Origin of the sequence: Bacillus cereus group sp. Bc010, assembly GCF_027716745.1 — a bacterium.
GTDB lineage: Bacteria > Bacillota > Bacilli > Bacillales > Bacillaceae_G > Bacillus_A > Bacillus_A pacificus.
Genome location: NZ_JAQFUY010000034.1, coordinates 1 through 20,114, shown reverse-complemented (window position 1 = coordinate 20,114; position 20,114 = coordinate 1). Strand labels below are relative to the sequence as shown.

Sequence of the window (20,114 nt, the reverse complement as noted above, 5' to 3'; positions counted from 1 at the left end):
AATGATTATGGCTAAAGCAAAATCTAATCGAGTCGCCGGCAATATCTTTAAAGGTTCTGTCGGCAATTTAATTGAATGGTACGACTGGTACGTTTACTCTGCTTTTGCTGTTTATTTTTCAGCAGAGTTCTTTCCTAAAGGAGATCCAACGAGTCAGTTACTGAACACAGCAGCTATTTTCGCAGTTGGATTTTTAATGCGCCCTATCGGAAGTTTATTAATGGGACGCTATGCAGATCGGCACGGACGCCGAGCAGCATTAACGCTTTCCATTACGGTTATGGCCGGTGGTTCCTTAATTATCGCCTGTACCCCTAGTTACGAAAGCATCGGTATTATGGCGCCTATTATTTTAGTTCTTGCTCGTTTACTGCAAGGATTATCACTTGGCGGAGAGTACGGAACTTCCGCAACGTATTTATCTGAAATGGCTAGTAGTGGTCGCCGAGGCTTTTATTCAAGTTTCCAATATGTAACGCTCGTTGCTGGACAAATGGTTGCGTTAGGCGTTCAAATTGTTCTTCAGCAATTGCTAAGCGAACCAGATATGAAAGCTTGGGGATGGCGTATTCCATTCATTATTGGAGCGATGGGTGCAGTAGCTGTATTATGGCTTCGTCGTACGATGGATGAATCGGAGCAATTCGCAAACATAAAATCACAAAAACGCGAAAGCGCAGGAACCGTTCGCGCTCTTATGAAACACCCGAAAGCAGTATTAACAGTAGTCGGCCTAACTTTAGGAGGCACTGTCGCTTTCTATACGTACACAACATATTTACAAAAATTCATGGTAAACACAGTCGACCTTCCGAAAGAAGTTGTAAGCTGGATTAACTTTGTCGCACTACTTATTTTCGTCGTACTTCAACCGATTGCGGGGCTACTATCTGATAAAATTGGACGCCGCCCACTATTAATGGCTTTCGGTATTCTCGGAACGTTACTAACAGCACCGATCTTCTTCTTCATGGAAAAAACGACAGAACCAATCGTAGCATTCTTACTTATGATGGTCGGTCTCATTATCGTTACCGGCTACACTTCGATTAACGCAATTGTAAAAGCAGAACTCTTCCCAACTGAAATCCGCGCACTAGGCGTAGGTTTACCATATGCATTAACCGTTGCAATATTCGGTGGAACCGCCGAGTTCATCGCACTATGGCTAAAGAGTATCGGTATGGAATCACTATTCTACTTCTACGTAGCTGGATGTATCGCAATCAGCTTTATTACGTATTGGCGTATGGATGAGTCATCGAAGACTTCGCAGATTGAGGCGGAGCTTGGTGGTGGGGATAGTTTAGTTAATAATAAATCTAGTTAAAATTATGTATTCTATGTTCTTCGTTTATCTGAACTCGATTTGCTTTATCTAAAAAAGCATAATTCATTAAGATATAATTTAAAAACCTCTACTTATATGTAGAGGTTTTTGTATGACGAAAAAACACGTAGTTCTATTGTTATTTTACAAACCAAAAATTCTCCCTCCTCATTAAAGTGGAAAAAATTTATTACTTAGAGTGTCTAATAAGTGTATTTCTAATTTGAAGGTAAAAGTTGACTCCCCACCAATTCCCCTAATATCCCCAAAATACACAACAAAAGTATACATTCAAGACATTGAAAATAAAGAGGTCAAAGATATGAAGTAAACCCTCAAACGTCATTGTTCCGAACGGGACTATATTCTGTTCCTATCTACTCCCTCTCATAATTAAGTATGCGAATTATTCATTTTTAACTATTGAATTTAATAAAAAATCCTCTATGAATGATAATTCATAGAGGATAACATAATACAATTATCAATATTTTTATTTATCTTCTATATTTTTAAGATAATTATCTAAAAACTTTTTATCAATTTCATTATCGGGAGTAATACCAAAATATTTGTATTTCCATATTATCTCCCTTTCTGTAGGATTATGTTCAGGGGATAACACATCTGTATAATCATATTCTATTTTGAATTTTCCTGAATCATGTAGAATTAATGTTAAGTTTGTCCATAATTCTTGTTCATTTCCCTTAAATTCTTCACGTAATTTTTCTAATGCATCATATAGTTCGAATAATAAGTCATCATAAATCTCTTCATCTACATCATATACTTTTGGAATATTATTCGAATAAATAAAACCATCTTTTTTAGGAGTAGTAAAGAAGAAGTACGCTTCTGTTGAATCCTCTAATAATTCAGCATATAGATAAATTTCGTTCCATTCCCCTGGTATAATTTCATCTATTTTTGTACCTATTTCTTGATAAACTATTTCCATTTTTTCAGTTTCCATACTTATCCTCCAGATTGATTTTTTATCCTAACTTTTTTAATTTCTCCATTAATCTCATAAGCTATTTTAAATTGAGAAGGTCTTATACTATCATCCGCATATGTAGGCTTTTTACTTTTACCGTTTTTCCATCCTCTAAAGTTTGTCCGTAATAAATAACATGATTATAAATTTAAAAAATAAATGTTATAGTCACCCAAAATAAAAGGCGTGAGCTATCTAGCCCACACTTAAGAAGGGTCTTAATTTAAACGTTTTTATAAAAATTAATTATTTAATTGTTATTTTTATACATTTTTTTGCTTGTCCCCATATCTCAATTAAATCTCTAAGTTCAGTTGTTTCTATTTTACATATATTAGGATCATAATTAGAATATAAATCGACTAGTAGAGTTTCTTCTTTTTTCACTTGAACTGCACATAGATTACCTTGAAATTCATTATATTCTTTTATATTGTTTAATACTTCATCGATTTGTTGTAACCACCATTTAATAGGAATTCCTTGGATATCATCTTCTAAAAATGTGGCTACAATTTCTATTTCTTTAGGTAATTCTATTTTTAAAGAATCTACATCTTCATATTTTGTTATTTTATAATCATATTTCATTTTTGGTACCTCACCATCTTTAGTACTTTGGATAAACAGTTATAATTTTATCATTAATAAGAACAAACCTAATTTCCATTCCCTCAGAAGTCTTACCAGAATATACATTGCCATGTCGATGTCTTTTATTATTAAAAGCCTCATGAATGGCTTCCATTACTTTAGTTCTATCCCAATGTTTTTGGAAAAAGGTCGATGGTGATTCCTTTAGAACCCCATTAACTTCGATTTCAGCAATATATACACCAAAACGATTAGGTAGTGACTCAGTTCCAGGTTTTATTTTTCCGCCTCCCATCATACTCTCATGATGGTACCCACCAGGTTCTCTATTTCTATTAAAGAAGGGTTATTTTTAACGCTTCCTCAAGCATTGTATTAAAATCATTATATGTGTTCATTACCGTACCTGATGGTTTATCAAGTTCTAAATAAGTACCGTCTGATAAGCTTTTACAAAACCACGCAATATTTGAATCGCCAAAGAAAAGATACTCTTTTTGAAATTCATTTTCATACCAAATATCATTGGTTTCTATAAGCCCGCAAATTGATTCGTCCCTTTCTGTATCTAACAAATAAGAGTCAACTCCATAAAATACTAGCCCGTTAAAATCTAATCCATTTACATTTTTAAGAAACTCCTCATATTCACTCGGCAGGTCAACATTAAAACTCTCTTTCATGCGTTCTCTTAATTTCTGAACCTCACTATCTGTTGCTGGTGTATTCAGTTTATCATTAAAACTTTTCTCTATTTTTTCAATTTCTAAAATCAGATTTTTCCACATATAAATTTCACCATTACTTCAGCTTGAATCAATTCAAAAATTTCTTTTTCATTTCCCTCATAATTGTTTAACATTCTTAGAACTTCTAAAACCTTTGCATCCATATCACGAACTCCTATCAATTATTTTAGGACTTTCTTTTACATGTTTGCTTCTGAATCCCATACCGTTATAAATTCAAAACCTTTTAAATCACTTTCTAACACTGTATTTCTAAATTCATCTGATACAAAAACGGAAGGAATATGTAATATTTCATTTAAGTAAACTTTAAATATTGTTTGGTTCTTAACCATATTAGGTAAGAATGCGTATTTTTTGAAATCTATTACTAAGCCAGAACGTAGTTTCTTTAGTATAGCTTTCTCATAGTCAATAGCATCTATTGCATTTAAAACGTTAATTATATAATACACTTCTCCCGTCACATCATGAATTAGGGGAAGAAATTCTACATTATCACCAAGTATAGACTCTAAGAATTTTTTAGCTTTCCGACTAACCATTGGTGTACCAACTTCTCCCCAAAAATGAGGCAAATCACTTTGATTTCCTTCTTCTACACATTTAATACGTATTTCTCCCCATGAATTAGATGCTTTTGCTGCCGAGTCAATTTTTCCTTCAAAATACTTTTTAGAATCTTCTTCTAAATTCAATAATTGAAAGGATTCATAGCCATCAAATGAACTCTTTAATTCCCAAATTTTCATTTTTTACTCTCCTTTGCTATTTTTCTAGTATAAATAAGATTACTCTTTCTTCGGTTTATTTAATTTTAATTCACTATTCAATAAACGTTCTCTGATATCATGTTAAAATAAAATTCTATGTTAACTTATAACAAAAAAGAGGAGCCCTCTCCTCTTCATAAATAAACACTATTTAATTTGTTCCTTATACTCATTGTTAACAACTACATACCATTTTCCTGTATCAAATTTTTCTTTATTAATCACATAAACTTTATTTTGTCTCTTTACTTCCCCTGGTTTTAATTCCTTAGTAATACTAGATGTCTCACCTTTTTCAACATCATAACTACTAGCTGCCCACACATCACTTTGGTAAGCATTATCATTTTCATCCACTAAATCCACTGATGGTAAAAAGGCTAATTTCATCGGTTCGCTTGTGATATTTTTCCCTTCTGCTTCTACAACAATAAAGACATGTCCATCTTCAGGTTTTTGGAATCCTATACTTTCTTTACCAACCTTATCTCTTTCTACAACTCTTTTTACAGTTACATCAAATTTAGGTGTATGAAAATCCTTGTTTACAGTATACTCTTTTTCTTTTATTTTTGATTTCTCTTTTGTTTGTTCTGTATTTTTCTGCTTTGTATTCTCTTTCGTTTTCGCCTCATCAGTTGTTTGCACTTTCTTTTCTTCTTGTTTAGAATTAGTTTCTTTAGATTCTGAAGAAGTTTTGTCGGATGTATTGCCGCAACCAGATAAATTGAATACTAAAGCGCCACCTAAAATACATGTAGTAAATTTTTTCAACATCTCTTTTTATCCCCCAATAACACGATATGTAAATTCCTTACTTATCATAGCAAAAAATACAATCTTAAATTGTTGCATCTTGTCGAATGATTAAGAGTAATCAATTGTTTTTATTGCATATAAAAAACATGATTTTGATGTAGTACCAAGATCATGTTTTACGTTGGTGTTATTTATAAAATACTTTATCCACATTATACTTTGCTTGAAATTCGTTAATCATATATGTTTCGTAAATTTCTCTTTCCATCGGATCTTCTACAATACATACATCAATACGATATACTTCATCACGATGATTTTTAATACGCTGTCTTACTTTACGTACTTTCCCAACAAAAAAAGTTCGTCATTAAAATTATAGTTAGAAAATAAAGGGAATTATATGATAGGAGATGCAAATATAGACAGTCGCTGACCATTAATCTACAACCAATCCCAATCCCACTCTTTACAAAAATATATCAGCGATTATTCAATTATATCGACCGCAACTCCGAATATATCGGCGATTCGACACAACATATCGACTTACCGACAAATTTCGCAAAAACTAGCGCCAAAACTACCAACCAATCCCACACCAGCATCCACGCCCCCTACAAAAGAAAAAAGCACCAGGTCCCCCCAGTGCTTTCCCCCACTCTAAAACAAATGACAAGCCACCTCATGTCCTTTCGCAATCTCTACCATCTTCGGTACTTCCTGCGCGCATTTTTCAGTGGCGAATTTGCAGCGCGTTCTGAATTTGCAGCCGGACGGTGAGTTTAGTGGGCTCGGTACTTCTCCCTCTAGGATGATCCGTTCTTTGCCTATGTTTGTTGGATCTGGTTCTGGCATGGATGAGAGTAGTGCTTGTGTGTATGGATGTGCCGGTTTTGTATATAAGTCTTCGCTGTCGGCAATTTCTACTATGTTTCCTAAGTACATGACCCCGATTCGGTCTGATATGTGTCTTACCATAGATAAGTCATATGCGATGAATAAGTATGTGACGCCTGTTTCTTCTTGTATGTCTTGCAGCATGTTTACGACTTGTGCTTGGACTGAGACATCTAGTGCTGAGATTGGTTCGTCACATAAAATAAAATCTGGTTTTACAGATAGTGCACGCGCAATGCTGATGCGCTGGCGCTGGCCTCCGCTAAATTCGTGCGGGTAGCGGTATAAGTGTTCTTCTTTTAAGCCTACCTTTTTGAGCAGGTCTAAGATGATTTCTTTTTGTTCTTCTTTTTCATAAGATCCGTGAATGTTCATTGGCTCACTAATAATTTGGAATACATTCATCGACGGGTTTAATGATGCGTATGGATCTTGGAAAATGATTTGCATTCGTTTTCGATATTCTTTTAGTTCACTTTCTTTTAAACTTGCGATATCTTTTCCGTCGAATAAAACGTTACCTGAAGTAACGTCGTGTAAACGAATGATACTTCTTCCTGTCGTTGATTTTCCGCAGCCCGATTCTCCTACTAACCCGAATGTCTCACCCTTTTTAATTGTGAAGCTTAAGTCATCCACCGCTTTTAATTGCTCCGTTTTTCTGCCGAATAGTCCTTTTTTAATAGGAAAATACTTTTTTAAGTTCCGAACTTCAATTAAGTTTTCTTCATGCATGGGAATCACCTACTGTCTTATCGTTTAACCAGCACATAGAGCGTCTTTCATTTCCAATTTCAAAATATGGCGGACGTTCTTTTTCACAAATGTCCATCGCATGCGGGCAACGCTCTGCGAACGGGCAACCTTTTGGCGGGTTTAATAAGTTTGGTGTTACACCTTGAATGGGCGCGAGTCTTTCTTTTACGCCGTTCGATATTTTTGGCAAAGAGTTTAGTAACCCTTTCGTATACGGATGATTCGGTGATTGGAAAATATCAAGTACAGGTCCTTCTTCCATAATAAGCCCGCCATACATAACGATAACGCGTGTACAGTTTTGTGCGACTATTCCTAAGTCATGCGTAATAAGAAGTAACGCCATGTTCGTTTCGTTTTTTAAGTTTTTCATTAAATCTAGTATTTGTGCTTGTATCGTTACATCAAGCGCTGTCGTCGGTTCGTCCGCAATGAGAAGGTCTGGATTACAAGACATCGCCATCGCAATCATAACCCGCTGCTTCATACCGCCGCTTAGTTCATGCGGATATTGTTTTATCCTTTCTTCTGGTGACGAAAGACCGACTTGTTTTAACAAGTTGATCGCAATTCGCTCTGCTTCTTTCTTTTTTACTTTTTGATGCCGTATAATTACTTCCGTCATTTGCTTTCCAATTTTCACGACTGGATTTAGCGCCGACATTGGATCTTGGGATATAAGTGAAATTTGATTTCCTCTAATAGAACGCAATTCTTTCTCAGATTTAGAAAGGATGTTTTCATTATGAAAAAGGATTTCCCCTTCTTTCACTTTTCCTGGTGACGTAACGAGAGACATAACAGACTTCGCCATTACACTCTTCCCGCTTCCAGATTCCCCAACGATACCAACTACTTCTCCTTTATTTAAGCGAAATGTAACGCCTCGAACAGCTTCTACTTCTCCGCTTTCTATGAAAAAAGAAGTCTTTAAATTATTCACTTCTAATAGTTTTTCAGACACGCTTCTCACTCCTTTCACGTAACACTTTAGTTTTCATTTCCAGCTCCTTTTGGCGCGAAAGCTTTCTTCAATGCTTCACCAATTACGTTAAAGCTAAGTACCGTTAAAAGAATAAGGAATCCTGGGAAGAGTGTTAAATACCAAGCTTCACCAATATATCCTTGCGCATTGTTTAGCATGCTGCCCCAAGAAGAATCTGGTTCTCTAATACCTAACCCTAAGAAGCTAAGTGATGATTCCATTAAAATCGATGTCGCAATTGTTAATGTCGCAGCGATAATAATGGTTGATAAAATGTTTGGAATGATATGTCTTACAATAATTGTGAGTGATTTTTGTCCTGATACTTTTGCATATAAAACATACTCCCGCTCTTTTACGGATAGCGTTTCTGCCCTTACAATACGAGCGGTGTCCATCCATGTTAGTAATCCAATAATAAGAACTAACGTCGTAATCCCTGGTTTTAAATAAGCATTTAATAACAGCATTAAGAAAAATGATGGAATTGACATAAGTACTTCAACAATTCGCATTAAAAAGTTGTCTAACTTTCCGCCAAAATATCCGCTAATTGTTCCAACTGCGGTACCGATTGTAATAGAAACAACCATCGCTAGAAAACCGACCGCAAGTGAAACTCTTCCGCCATATAACGCCCTCGTTAAATAATCCCTTCCGTAATCATCCGTTCCGAAAGGATGACTCATACTCGGTTCTTGTAAACGATCTGGAATCGACATTTTACTAGGATCATACGGTGATACAAATGCAAATATCGATGCAATCGTTAAAACCGCCAGTATAATAACTCCCATTAGTACAAACTTATTTTTCGTAAAACTACTTTTTATCGTTTGAAATCTCCTATTATTCATTCCAAATCACCCCCTCATTCGAATGCGCGGATCTACTACGCCATATAAAATATCAGCAATTAAGTTACCGAGAATTAACATGAAGGACGATAGTAATGTAATTGCCATAATAATTGGATAATCAAATCTAAAAATAGCATTTACCCCAAGTGAACCAAGACCCGGCCATGAGAATACTGTTTCCGTAATGAACGCTCCGCCTACTAAACTTGGAATAGATAATCCGAAAATTGTAATGATTGGTATTAATACATTTCGAAGTACGTGATTAAATAAAACGGTTTTCTTCGAAGCACCGTACGCATATTGAATTTGTACATAGTCTTCTTCTAATTGTTGAATTGTACTGGAACGAATATATCTCATATAAACAGAAACGTTTTGGAACGCAAGCACCATACAAGGTAAAATACCGTGCTGCACAATATCCAAGAAGGAATCTTGACCGACTGTACGCATACCCATACTTGGAAGAAGGTTCAACTTTAAAGAGAATAAATAGATTAATAGTAAAGCGAACCAAAAGACTGGCATTGAGATTCCCACATAAGAAATAAAGTTTACAATGCGATCAAAGATAGAATTCTTTTTCACACCTGTAAGTAGTCCAAGCGGGATTGCAATTACAAATGAGACGAGTAAAGACGATCCCATTAAGCCGATTGTCGCAGGTAACCTTTCTACAATAAGATCTAAAACTGGACGATGGTTTTGAAGTGAATAACCAAAGTTCCCTGTTACAATATTTTTTAACCATAAAATATACTGCATATAAATTGGTTGATCGAGCCCTAAACTTCTACGAATACGCTCAACATCAATTGGACTCATATTCGGCGTGACAAAGTTTCGAACAGGATCACCCGGTGCTAGTTTTATTAATAAAAAAGAGATAATAGAAATAACAAATAAAAGCGGAATTGCATTTAAAAGCCTCTTCGCAATTACTTTATACAAAAACTTCCCCCCTCAAGCTAAAGAAGCTGATTTCCACCAGCTTCTTTACTGTTTGTTTCTTATTTCACTTCATAAATCTTAGATAAATCTTCAAACATTGTGACAGGAATTGCTTTTGCTTCTTTTAATCCATCAAACTTTTTATCTACTGCAATAACCGCTTTCGGATACGCAATTGGTAGATAAGGTAAATCTTCTCTAGCTGTCTCTTGAATTTTATGGTATAGTTCTGCTCGTTTTGTTTTATCTGTTTCAACTGCAGCTTCTTCCCATAACTTATCAAAATCAGCGTTTTTATAACGTGCATAGTTGTAAGCTCTTATATGAATCTGGCTCAGGTCCCATTATGTAACCACCGAATGTAATATCGAATTCTTTATTCTCTTTATCTAAGCTTTTTTCACTTGCTGCACTAGCATCTAATGCATTCAGTTCAACTTCTAAGCCAACTTCTTGTAATTTTTGTTGTGTATAAAGCGCTAAGCTTTCCATAATTTTATTATTCGTTACATACATCACGCGTACTTTTTCTTTATCTTTCACGCCAGCTTTCGCTAATAAATCTTTCGCTTCTTTCTTATCATACTTATAATCTTTAATGTCTTTTGCATAATACATAGCATCCGGCGTTAAAATTGAATTTGCTGGTTCTGCAAATTGACTAGAAACGAATGCAGAGTTAATCATTTCTTTCTTATCTAACGCATGCGCAATTGCTTGGCGCACTTCTTTTTTCTTCATCAAATCTGTATTCATGTTATAAGATAAGTAGAATAATCTACCTTCTGGGAATGTCACCATTGAGAAGTTCCCAGTGCTATCTAATTTCTTAAAGTCTTGCGGCTCAATCATCTTCATGTTGATTTGACCATTTTGTAGTGAAACATTTGCTGTATTACGGTCTTTTACAACGCGGTATACGATAGAGTCTAACTTCGCTTTACCACCTACATAATCATCGAATCGATCTAATGCAACGTACTCATCTGATTTATACTCTTTAAACTTAAATGGACCTGATCCTACAGGCTGTAAGTTTTTCTTACTCTTCGCTAAATCTGCTTCCCCTTCAAATACATGTTTCGGAATTGGGAAAAAATCATTCATCACACCTTCAAAAGATGCGCTTACTTGTGGTAAAACGAATTGAACTGTTAACTCGTCTACTTTTTTCACCTCAAGCGGTTTTCCTTTAAAAACAAAGTTTTCACGACTTGAACTATTTTGCTTCTCATCTAAAATAGATTGGAATGTAAATGCTATGTCGTCTGATGTAATTTTCTTACCATCATGCCATTTCAAATTATCTTTTAACTTCAATGTCCACGTTAATTGATCCTCTGAAGGCGTAAAGCTTTCAGCAAGAACAAACTTTTTCTTACCGTCTTCCATATGATACAGCGGTGCATATAAAGCTTGCTGCACAGTTAACGACACACGATCATTCGCATAAAGCGGATTCATCGTCTCTGGGTTATCGCTAACACCAATCGTTAACGTTCCTCCATCTTTCGGAGTCCCTGATTTACTAGTGCCCGCTTGCTTCGAAGAATCTTTTCCTCCAGAACAAGCCGCTAATGCAATAAGTAGTATTAGGACAAATGGTAATGCAAATAATTTCCGTTTCATCTTTCGGCCCCCTCAAACTAGTTATACCCATAAGAAAACTCGGAATTAATTCCGAGTTTTCTTATAAGTTTTAAATTACCACTACCTCTATATAAAGTCAAACTTTTTTGTAAAACTAGAAGGTTTGAAATCTATTTATGCATTCTTGCGATAAACTATATTGATGCGAAGAGCAAAATAAGTTAAAAAACTAGTATCCTAAAAAATTCCTCTTAAATGATTGTTATATATGATCGAAAATGTAGAATGGGATTAAAGATAAAAAACACTTTTTAGGAGGTTATCATGACATTTGATGAATTGAAAAAAACCAAACCAACAACATCATGGGTTGAGTATGATGAAGACGGGGAATTTTTCACTGAAGAAAATATAAGTGCAACAAATACGGCCCTTGACACTTACATTAACCATCTAGAGCAATTAGGAGAGAACCCAAACGAAGTCGAAGTAATGCAAGTTGTTAAAGAGGTAGTTCTTAAATTAAATGAACTAAATATCGAACATGACCATTTTATCGAAACAATGGAAAGAGAAGATCTCTATGAATTTATCGATACAGCAGCACGAATAGCTGGCTTAGAATCGGAAGAAGATATAACAGAAGAATGGCGGGAATGGTAAACAGCTACACCTCTAATAATGAAATGCACGGCGGTCTAACAAAGGACACCGTTTGAGATCCTAATCTTAATAGGAAAATCAGCGGATTAGCTACCAATGGCTTCATAAAACAGATGCCAGTGGTAGTTCTATTGGAGTAATCTAACTTATTACCTTTGGTTCTTAAATCCCCAACCAGAGACTAAATAGTTTTGCGTTTTGTTTATTGTAACACGGATTACCTTCTTCTTATCATTTTTAGAATAACCTTCTACATCAATAAAACCCTCACGAACTCCATGTAAAATCTCAGCTTTAGTAACTACAAGATCTATATTTTCTTTATCCTTCATGTGATTTATTGCTACTTTCGAAGCTTTATCTTGCGTAATATTTTTGCTGTACATTGTATAAGATATGTAGCCTATTATTAATAATAAAATTGTTAAAATAGCAATATTCATCCTGTTTTTCTTATTCAATATACCCTCTCCTTAAGAAGATTTATAATATAACTATAAATCTTTTTTAAGACGATGGAAATGCTAGTAGTGGTTATGGCGATACTGTACAGCAGTTATAAAATTTAGAAACCTGTAGAAATAAATGACTCAGTTCTTCATAACACCTAAAATAACTTTGATGCAACTCTTTATTTTTCTTGGAAAGGACCAAATGTTATTACCCCTCAACCCAAAATTAAAAAGACCACCAAAAGGCAGTCTCTCTCAAAACTCAATCCTATTCCCCACGCCGCGCTCCACCGCTCTCTCATACAAATACTTCGCAACAATAATATCCACTACCGCCAAACCAACCGATTTAAAAATAGTAATCTCTTCATCACTTTCGCGGCCTGCTTTTTCTCCGCTTATGATTTGACCAAGTTCGGCGTGGATGTCGTTTGCTTTGAATAAACCTTCCTGTATCGGAACTTGAAGGTCTCCTGTTTCTTCTAATACTGCTTCTTTTGATTCAACTACTACTTTATTTGCGCCCGCGATGACGTGTGATGGTAGTTCTTGCATGTTCGGCCTAAATGAGCCGACGGCGTTTATGTGGACGCCTTTTTGTAGTTTTTTTGAGAAGACTGGTGTGGATGCGTTCGTAGTTGTGACGATGATGTCTGCTTCGCTTATTGCTTCATTTGCACTTGTGTAAACGTACGCAGGTTTATTGAATTTCTCTTGTATATATTGCGAGAATGCATACGCCTTTTCTTCTGTTCGATTGTATAAAATGACTTTTTCAATATCTCTTACCGCAAATACAGCTTCGGCAATTCCCTTCGCCTGTTCTCCTGTCCCGATAATACATAACGTTTTTGCGTTATGACGAGCTAAATGTTTTGTCGCTACTCCTGATAAGGCTCCTGTTCGAACCATCGTTAAGTACGATCCTTCTAACAGTGCGAGCGGTTCTCCCGTTTGAAAGTCTGATAGTATCACAATCCCGTTTATCGTTTTCTTTCCTATCTTTTTGTTCTCGGGGACTACTGTTACTACTTTTAAGCCAAGTGCTTCAAGTCCTTCCGCTACGGAAGGCATAATTAATGCCGTATTTTGCTCATTCGCAAATGGTAATGAAGTACGTATTGGTGTGATCGTTCTTTCTGCGGAAAACTCTTGTAAAGCAAGCGCCGCGTATGTAATGACTTCGTTCATATTTACTAAGTTTCTTTGTTCGTTCGCGCTTATGACTAGCATATCTTTCCACCTCCTCCTTCTATCCTAACAAAAATCCCCGATTCAAATCATCTCTCGGGTCTACAACGAACTGATGAAATCCTGTAATAAATGCATGTCCCGTTACTTTCGGAACGACAGCTTCATATGTATGTACCGCTGTTACCGACAATACTTCTCCCTCGAATTTCCCGTCAGTAATACATTCGTGGACGAAAATTTCTCCCTTTTGTAAAGCATCTTTTGCAAAAAGAGTTGCGATTCTTGCGGAAGTTCCTGTGCCGCAAGGAGAACGGTCTACTTGCCCATCAGCGAAGATTGTTACATTTCGTAACGTTGCGTCTTCCCCTTTCGGTTCATCTGAGAAAATAACGCCGTATATTCCTTTTAACCCTTCTTCAAGTGGATGCTTTACTTCCATTTTGCTCTCGATGTAGTGCTTAATTTTACCGCCCCACGCTTGAATAGCAGCTAAGTCTTTAAAATCAACTTTCAAACCAAATTCTTTACTATCCACAACAGCGTAGAATGCTCCGCCAAATGCGATATCTACTTGAAATTCATAGTCATCTATTTTAATAGGAACGTCTTTTTTGTATACAAATGAAGGAACATTTTCAAATGATACGGACTCTACTTCACTCCCCCTATATGTTGCGTACGCAATGACTTCCCCAGCAGGGCTATCAATAATGAACTTTTGTTTCTCACCTGTCACTTCAAACATACCTGTCTCAATTCCAACTGTAATAACAGCGATAATGCCGTGTCCACACATCGTACTCCATCCTTCATTGTGCATAAATAATACGCCAAAGTCAGCGTGAGCACTGGCAGGCGGAGTAATGATACAACCGTACATACCGTGATGTCCTCTCGGTTCATACATAAGAACTTCGCGAAGATGATCCAAATGTTCCATGCAGTATGCACGTCTTTCTAGCTGCGTGTCTCCTTTTATTTCTGGCACACCACCCGTAATAATTCGAAGTGGCTCTCCAGCTACGTGCGCATCAATTGTCGTATACACTTTACTAACCTTCATTTCTATCTCTCCCCTATATGTTGATACTCTTTTCATTGCAAATATCATGCCAACGCATAGGGTATAAAGTGAAACGTTAATCAGTGGGGATTTTGTTCATCTCCCACTGATTATTAGTTGAACCAATCGGGCTTTTACGGGCAGTTGATCCCCACCTAACTTCTTTGCTTCCGCTGACTTTTGAGGTGGGGGGTCTTACTGCCCGTTAATGCGGGATAAATTTGTATATATTGTTTGAAAAAGCATACAGTACTGTCTATTTTTTTATACACAATCCAGAATCCATTTTATGGAACCACTTGATACAGCCAGGCTTATTATTTTCAATGGAAAGTTACTTCCATCCCCAACATATACTGTTCAAAAGCAAAAAGGAAGTGATCCAATGTATTACGGAACAAAAGGCTGGTACGTAGCTGAACTAAAAAAATTAGGCGTGCGTTATCATGAAGGACGCAAACTAGAAAATTACCGCGGACACATCTTGCGCAATTTACTACTTGCACAACAAGAGAAATTAAAAGAACAGTAATATACTAATGTAACGATATCGACGATTCTCGGAATATATCAGCGATTCCACACAATATATCGGCGATTTTTTAAATTTATCGACGATTCGACATGGAATATCGACTTACCGACAAATTTCGCCAAATCCCTCCTCCATTCCACCAACCAATCACACATCAAACCACCATAAAAAAGGTCACCCAAACGGGTGACCTTTCTTCCTTATTCACAAACAAGAATTTGTCTAGAAAATGTTCCTTTTTTTGTAGTGCAACGATCTATAATTTCAAATCCTGCTTCATGAATCATATCGTCCATTGTTTCCATTGTGACAACAACTACCTTTTTAGCAATGCGGCGTGCGCTTGAAAGAATGGAGAGCTGATTTTCTGGTGTTGCGTGCGTAAATAAGTCATATGGCATGTCGATAATTGCGACGTCATAGTTCTCCGTAATCTCCTCGATCGGACCTTTCGTTATCGTCCCATCGAATCCGAAGTGCGCAATATTTTCTCTCGCTCCAATCGCAACGAGCGGGCTTATATCTCTACCAACGATGTTAATTCCCATCGAAAGAGCTTCTACTACAACCGTTCCAATGCCGCAGCACGGATCAATCGCTCTTACTCCCTCTGGATTTGGCACCGCAATATTTGCAACGGATCTTGCAACGCGTGTGCTAAGAGATGTCGAATAGCTACGTGGTTTTTTTATATGATGGTACCAAACTGGTTTACTCTCTACATAATGTCCAAAATACCAACGTCCGCCTAATGGAACAATACCAAAAGTACGCTCTGGATTGCGCACATCTGCTTCCGCATCAATACAATCCCCAATACGTCGTTCAATGATACGTCTTTCCGCATACTCTATTTTATTTTCTCCCTCAAGATCATTGATTTTCACGAAGATAACTTTAAACGTCATTTCTCCTAATTCAATTTCCTTTACTTGTTCCAAAATACTTTCTAAGTCGTCTCCTTCATACATAACCTCAACGCGTTCTTTCATAAAAGGACTTCTACTCGGGTCAATTTTGACATCACTTTTCAAAATATTAACGTGGGACTCCATTCCAAAGAACGAGCGCATTTCCAAGTAACATAAAGCACGCTCCTCCTCACGAAATGCATACGTATATATACATGCAGGTGTTTTCCTATGATTATTCAATCTATGATCATCCTCTATATCGTTATAATTACAATACTTTTTTGTATAAAATTAAATGATATCACATGCCTGAAATAAAGAGAAACGTTAATAAATAAAAGAGACTGCCTATTGGCAATCTCTTTTAATGTATTAACGGAAAGAAGATACGTTATTACCCTTTGCTTCGTAATAATCTAAAATACCTTGATAAATCGCTTCTGCTGCACTTTGCTTCTGTGCTGGTGTAGCGAGTTTATTTGCATCATCCTTATTATCTACAAATGCTAATTCTGCTAATACAGCTGGCATTGTATTATATTTTACTACGTACCAATTATCCTTTTTCACACCACGATCTTTTGTTCCAAGAGCTGCTACAAGGCGCTTTTGAATTTTTTCTGCTAATAAGCGACTGTCTTCCGTATGTGGATTCGTTGATTTTGTCGGTGCTGCTGCATAATAGAATGTTTCTGTACCGTGTCCATCTTTACCTGTAGAACCGTTACCGTGAATACTTACGAAAATATCACCATTATTTTCATTAGCAAATTCTACTCTTTTTCTTAAAGAATCACTAGAATCTACTCCTGGGCGTGTATCGTTCGTACGTGTTAACTTAACAGTAAATGGTGTCTTTTTCTCAAATAGTTTTTGTAATCGTAAAGATGTGTCTAATACGATTTCACTTTCTTTCTCGTAATACCCAACATTACCCGAGTCAATTCCACCGTGACCTGGATCAATAATAATTGCTTTACCTTCTAAGAAGTTCTCTTGTTTTACTGGGTTTAATTGATTTTTATCAACCCATTGGAAACCACTATTTGTACGGATACGAATCCAGCTATCTTTTTCTTCAATAACCGTTACTGTTTGTGCTCCATATTTCCCTAGTACTTTAGAAGAATGTGACGCTTCTGCATATGTTGTAAATCCTTCATTAATAACTTCTGTTTTTTCTTTTAAAGGTGTCCACTTCTCACCTTTGCTCGTTACAATTTTAATCCATCCATCTCGCTCTTCTTTTACTACAACTTTTTGTGGATCATGCTGCAAGTCAGTAATTCCTGATGATAATGATGGTTGATGATATGTAATGAACTTACGATCTATATACATTTCTTTCTTTGTTTCCTCTGGTTTGCTCGTATTATCATTATGTTTCTTTAGCTTGTCCGCTTTATACGTCATTTGCGCTGCTTGTTCACGCGGTATATAAAGATCTGGGCTCCAAATCATCTTACCAGTACCAGCAGAAATCTCTAACGCTACTAAAATATTTGCTGCTTCTTTACCGAAATGACCTTCCAAATCAGTAAATTTATTCGTAATTGGGGATTGTACTAACCCTTGTAGTTTATAAGCCTTCACAAGCATAGAAGCCATTTCAGCACGCGTTACTTTTCCATCAGGATCAAATACGCCTGCTCCTCGGCCTGCAATAATATTTTCTTTTTCAATTGCTGCAATATACTGAGTTGCCCAATGATTTTTTGAATCATTAAAAGATGGTTTCCCAGCTGGATCCACTTTTAATCCAATTGCTTTCGCTATAATTGTCGCTGCTTCCGCACGTGTTAAAAGACCTTTTGGCGCAAACGTATCACTTGTCATACCGCTAATTACATCTCGCTCTACTAAATAGTAAATTGCGTCTTTTGCAAATGAGTCGTCTCGAACATCTGAAAACTTCTTTGTTTCTGCTAAACTACTAACTGGATAAGCTAGTAAACTTGCTGCTAACATACCAGCAGCGATTGCCTTGTACTTCATAAAAATTAAATCTCCTCTCAAAATCTCACGTTATACAATTCTCTTAATCAAACTAATATAAAAAATACCAATTGGAAAATAACTCCTATAATAGTTTATAACATTCTACCACTGTAGTAAATACGTTTCCTGCCTGAATTATTAAATATGAATATATAAGGAAGAATAAATATAAAAATTCAAAAAGCGATTCATTACCCACCAAATGAAAAGCTGATTAAAAATAACATTTTCAATCAGCCCTCTTTATTTTCTACGAAATTATTCTTCAATTAAATGAGACATTACATACGCATATACTAACGCTTCTGTATGAGCAATCGAACTTTCATGTGTACGCTCAAATGCATGAGAAGAATCAATACCTGCTCCAATTAATGCATGCTTCACATCAAATCCAGCTCGAATCGCAGCTGATGCATCCGATCCATAGTACGGATAAATATCTACTTTATATTCAATATTGTTCGTTTTCGCAAGCTCTACTAAATGTTTACGTAGTGCATAATGATACGGACCACTAGAGTCTTTTGCACAAATAGATACTGTATACTCGTCAGATGCTTGTCCATCACCTAGCGCTCCCATATCAACCGCTAAATATTCAACCGTTTCTTCTGGAATGTTAGAGTTACCACCGTATCCAATCTCTTCATTATTAGAGATTAAGAAATGAGTTGTATATGGTAATGTTACGTTTTCATCTTGTAATCTCTTAATTAATTTTAATAGAATTGCAACACTTACTTTGTCATCTAAATGACGTGATTTTATGTATCCACTCTCTGTAATTTGAACGCGTGGATCAAATGAAACGAAGTCTCCTACTTCAATCCCTAATTCACGTACTTCATCAGCTGAAAATACGCGCTCATCAATACGAACCTCAATATTTTTCTCATCGCGTTTCGCTTCACCTGCATCTTTATATACATGTACAGATGTTTGATGCATTAAAATCGTTCCTGTATACGTCTTACCACTTGATGTTTCAATTTCGCAATATTCCCCTTCTACAGAGTTCCAGCGAAATCCGCCAATCATAGAAAGACTGAGACGACCATCTGGCTTAATTTCTTTTACCATCGCACCTAACGTATCAACGTGTGCTGTTAATAAACGATGCTGTGCATCATTTTTCCCTTTTACCGTTAAAATAAGAGCACCTTTATTGTTACGCTTCGTTTCTACATTCCACTCACTTACATAGTTTTCAATAAAACGAATAATTTTCTCTGTATTTCCAGATGGACTTGGAATAGAGACAAGCTCCTTAATCAATTCCATCGTTTCTTTCGTATGATGTGCCATTGTCATTTCCTCCTCATTTTTCCTATTATTTAGTATACCGAATTTACTATAAATCCTCTACTCATATAGCTTAATTTTCTAAATTATATTAAAATTCACTTTAGTATATAAAAGGAGTTATACAATATGAATATATCAAAAAAATATGTACACATTGCACTCATTTGGTTTCTAGCATCATTACTTTGTTTACAAGTTTCTTATGCAGTTCATACTACTACTTCTATTACAATCGGCTGGGTATTAACAGCTATCTTCTTCATTATTAGTTTAATTGCAACAAAAAAGCATAGCGTTAATGAGTAATGCTATGCTTTCCCTACAAATCTATTCTTCTGAAACATCCAACAAGTAAATACCTCTTTCAAACCCACCGCGCTCTATCTCTTTCTGCTTACGAAGACGTTCTACATCTTCAATTGTTGCACCTTCTGCACGCGCTAATGATATGATTACTTCCAGTGCATCCGCAAGAGAATCAAGCGCATGTTCACGCTCTTTCATAGAAGCAAATTCACGAATTTCTTCTGTTCCAATTTTCGCCAAAGCTTGTATGTATGCTTGTCCTGTTAATTTTTGTGCTGTATATGTTTTTCCAGACATTAAGATTTTCTCTGGAACACGATCTCTTACTAACTTGTTATATGCTGACATCATCCATCCTGGTTTAAAATTCTTATAAAAATCTATAAATTGTTGGCGAACCAAGTCAAATGCCAACTACCGAAAAGGAATCT

General features: G+C 36.1%; 20 protein-coding genes and 3 pseudogenes. 4 read left to right on the top strand and 19 right to left on the bottom strand.

From position 1 onward, the window contains the following. Positions 1–7: 7 nt before the first annotated feature. Positions 8–1,330: an MFS transporter gene (locus tag PDQ68_RS24110; protein ID WP_270787012.1), complete on the top strand. Its 1,323-nt coding sequence runs from the start codon at positions 8–10 to the stop codon at positions 1,328–1,330. Between the two features lie 493 nt (positions 1,331–1,823). Here the strand turns inward: PDQ68_RS24110 and PDQ68_RS24105 are convergent, their stop codons facing one another. The 12 genes and pseudogenes from PDQ68_RS24105 to PDQ68_RS24050 form a co-directional block, all read right to left on the bottom strand. After that, entirely contained in the window at positions 1,824–2,306 is a 483-nt protein-coding gene (locus PDQ68_RS24105; RefSeq protein WP_270787011.1) for an antitoxin YezG family protein, read from the bottom strand. Between the two features lie 270 nt (positions 2,307–2,576). Next, on the bottom strand, positions 2,577–2,921 hold the full coding sequence (locus PDQ68_RS24100) for a hypothetical protein (protein WP_227585360.1): 345 nt from the start codon (positions 2,919–2,921) through the stop codon (positions 2,577–2,579). Positions 2,922–2,940: 19 nt separating this feature from the next. Then, positions 2,941–3,246, bottom strand: a pseudogene (locus PDQ68_RS24095) (EndoU domain-containing protein); the annotation flags it as partial. A gap of 13 nt (positions 3,247–3,259) precedes the next feature. Then, positions 3,260–3,712: a YrhA family protein gene (locus tag PDQ68_RS24090; RefSeq protein ID WP_270694578.1), complete on the bottom strand. Its 453-nt coding sequence runs from the start codon at positions 3,710–3,712 to the stop codon at positions 3,260–3,262. Between the two features lie 140 nt (positions 3,713–3,852). Then, positions 3,853–4,425, bottom strand: coding sequence for an imm11 family protein (locus tag PDQ68_RS24085; protein ID WP_270709964.1), 573 nt, complete (start codon positions 4,423–4,425; stop codon positions 3,853–3,855). A 168-nt stretch (positions 4,426–4,593) separates the two neighbouring features. Continuing rightward, positions 4,594–5,223: a hypothetical protein gene (locus tag PDQ68_RS24080; protein WP_227585356.1), complete on the bottom strand. Its 630-nt coding sequence runs from the start codon at positions 5,221–5,223 to the stop codon at positions 4,594–4,596. 169 nt (positions 5,224–5,392) lie between these two features. Next, positions 5,393–5,598: pseudogene (locus PDQ68_RS24075) on the bottom strand (GIY-YIG nuclease family protein); the annotation flags it as partial. A 270-nt stretch (positions 5,599–5,868) separates the two neighbouring features. Beyond that, on the bottom strand, positions 5,869–6,840 hold the full coding sequence (locus PDQ68_RS24070; protein ID WP_061182628.1) for an ABC transporter ATP-binding protein: 972 nt from the start codon (positions 6,838–6,840) through the stop codon (positions 5,869–5,871). Further along, entirely contained in the window at positions 6,833–7,825 is a 993-nt protein-coding gene (locus PDQ68_RS24065; protein ID WP_016716610.1) for an ABC transporter ATP-binding protein, read from the bottom strand. The genes PDQ68_RS24070 and PDQ68_RS24065 overlap by 8 nt, the downstream gene beginning before the upstream one ends. A 26-nt stretch (positions 7,826–7,851) precedes the next feature. Further along, a complete protein-coding gene (locus tag PDQ68_RS24060) occupies positions 7,852–8,703 on the bottom strand; it encodes an ABC transporter permease (RefSeq protein ID WP_001065306.1) in 852 nt (283 codons plus the stop codon). Positions 8,704–8,709: 6 nt separating this feature from the next. After that, positions 8,710–9,660, bottom strand: coding sequence for an ABC transporter permease (locus tag PDQ68_RS24055; RefSeq protein WP_016716609.1), 951 nt, complete (start codon positions 9,658–9,660; stop codon positions 8,710–8,712). Between the two features lie 59 nt (positions 9,661–9,719). Next, positions 9,720–11,289: pseudogene (locus PDQ68_RS24050) on the bottom strand (ABC transporter substrate-binding protein). 285 nt (positions 11,290–11,574) lie between these two features. Here PDQ68_RS24050 and PDQ68_RS24045 point away from each other — a divergent pair. Next, entirely contained in the window at positions 11,575–11,913 is a 339-nt protein-coding gene (locus PDQ68_RS24045) for a hypothetical protein (RefSeq protein ID WP_061182629.1), read from the top strand. 149 nt (positions 11,914–12,062) lie between these two features. Here PDQ68_RS24045 and PDQ68_RS24040 read toward each other — a convergent pair whose 3' ends face one another. The 3 genes from PDQ68_RS24040 to PDQ68_RS24030 all read right to left on the bottom strand — a co-directional run bounded on the left by PDQ68_RS24040 (position 12,063) and on the right by PDQ68_RS24030 (position 14,670). Continuing rightward, positions 12,063–12,356, bottom strand: coding sequence for a hypothetical protein (locus PDQ68_RS24040; RefSeq protein ID WP_373925900.1), 294 nt, complete (start codon positions 12,354–12,356; stop codon positions 12,063–12,065). Positions 12,357–12,620: 264 nt separating this feature from the next. After that, positions 12,621–13,598 carry an ornithine cyclodeaminase family protein gene (locus tag PDQ68_RS24035; RefSeq protein ID WP_061182631.1) on the bottom strand — a complete coding sequence of 326 codons (978 nt, stop codon included), beginning with the start codon at positions 13,596–13,598 and terminating at the stop codon, positions 12,621–12,623. Positions 13,599–13,617: 19 nt separating this feature from the next. Beyond that, positions 13,618–14,670 carry a proline racemase family protein gene (locus PDQ68_RS24030; RefSeq protein ID WP_201027239.1) on the bottom strand — a complete coding sequence of 351 codons (1,053 nt, stop codon included), beginning with the start codon at positions 14,668–14,670 and terminating at the stop codon, positions 13,618–13,620. Between the two features lie 241 nt (positions 14,671–14,911). Here PDQ68_RS24030 and PDQ68_RS24025 point away from each other — a divergent pair, with 241 nt between their 5' ends. Then, positions 14,912–15,154 carry a YflJ family protein gene (locus PDQ68_RS24025; protein ID WP_153016921.1) on the top strand — a complete coding sequence of 81 codons (243 nt, stop codon included), beginning with the start codon at positions 14,912–14,914 and terminating at the stop codon, positions 15,152–15,154. 203 nt (positions 15,155–15,357) lie between these two features. Here the strand turns inward: PDQ68_RS24025 and PDQ68_RS24020 are convergent, their stop codons facing one another. The 3 genes from PDQ68_RS24020 to PDQ68_RS24010 form a co-directional block, all read right to left on the bottom strand. Next, positions 15,358–16,311 (bottom strand): TRM11 family SAM-dependent methyltransferase, encoded by a 954-nt coding sequence (locus PDQ68_RS24020; RefSeq protein ID WP_001059298.1) that lies wholly within the window; start codon positions 16,309–16,311, stop codon positions 15,358–15,360. Positions 16,312–16,443: 132 nt separating this feature from the next. After that, positions 16,444–18,066 (bottom strand): N-acetylmuramoyl-L-alanine amidase, encoded by a 1,623-nt coding sequence (locus tag PDQ68_RS24015; protein ID WP_270787010.1) that lies wholly within the window; start codon positions 18,064–18,066, stop codon positions 16,444–16,446. 261 nt (positions 18,067–18,327) lie between these two features. Beyond that, on the bottom strand, positions 18,328–19,377 hold the full coding sequence (locus PDQ68_RS24010) for a M42 family metallopeptidase (RefSeq protein WP_061182633.1): 1,050 nt from the start codon (positions 19,375–19,377) through the stop codon (positions 18,328–18,330). Positions 19,378–19,503: 126 nt separating this feature from the next. Here PDQ68_RS24010 and PDQ68_RS24005 point away from each other — a divergent pair, with 126 nt between their 5' ends. Continuing rightward, positions 19,504–19,683, top strand: a complete 180-nt coding sequence (locus PDQ68_RS24005; RefSeq protein WP_001995412.1) for a hypothetical protein — start codon at positions 19,504–19,506, stop codon at positions 19,681–19,683. Positions 19,684–19,704: 21 nt separating this feature from the next. On the opposite strand, the gene PDQ68_RS24000 is transcribed toward PDQ68_RS24005, so the two are convergent. Continuing rightward, positions 19,705–20,031, bottom strand: a complete 327-nt coding sequence (locus tag PDQ68_RS24000) for a nucleoside triphosphate pyrophosphohydrolase (RefSeq protein ID WP_001277353.1) — start codon at positions 20,029–20,031, stop codon at positions 19,705–19,707. Between the last annotated feature and the right edge of the window lie 83 nt (positions 20,032–20,114).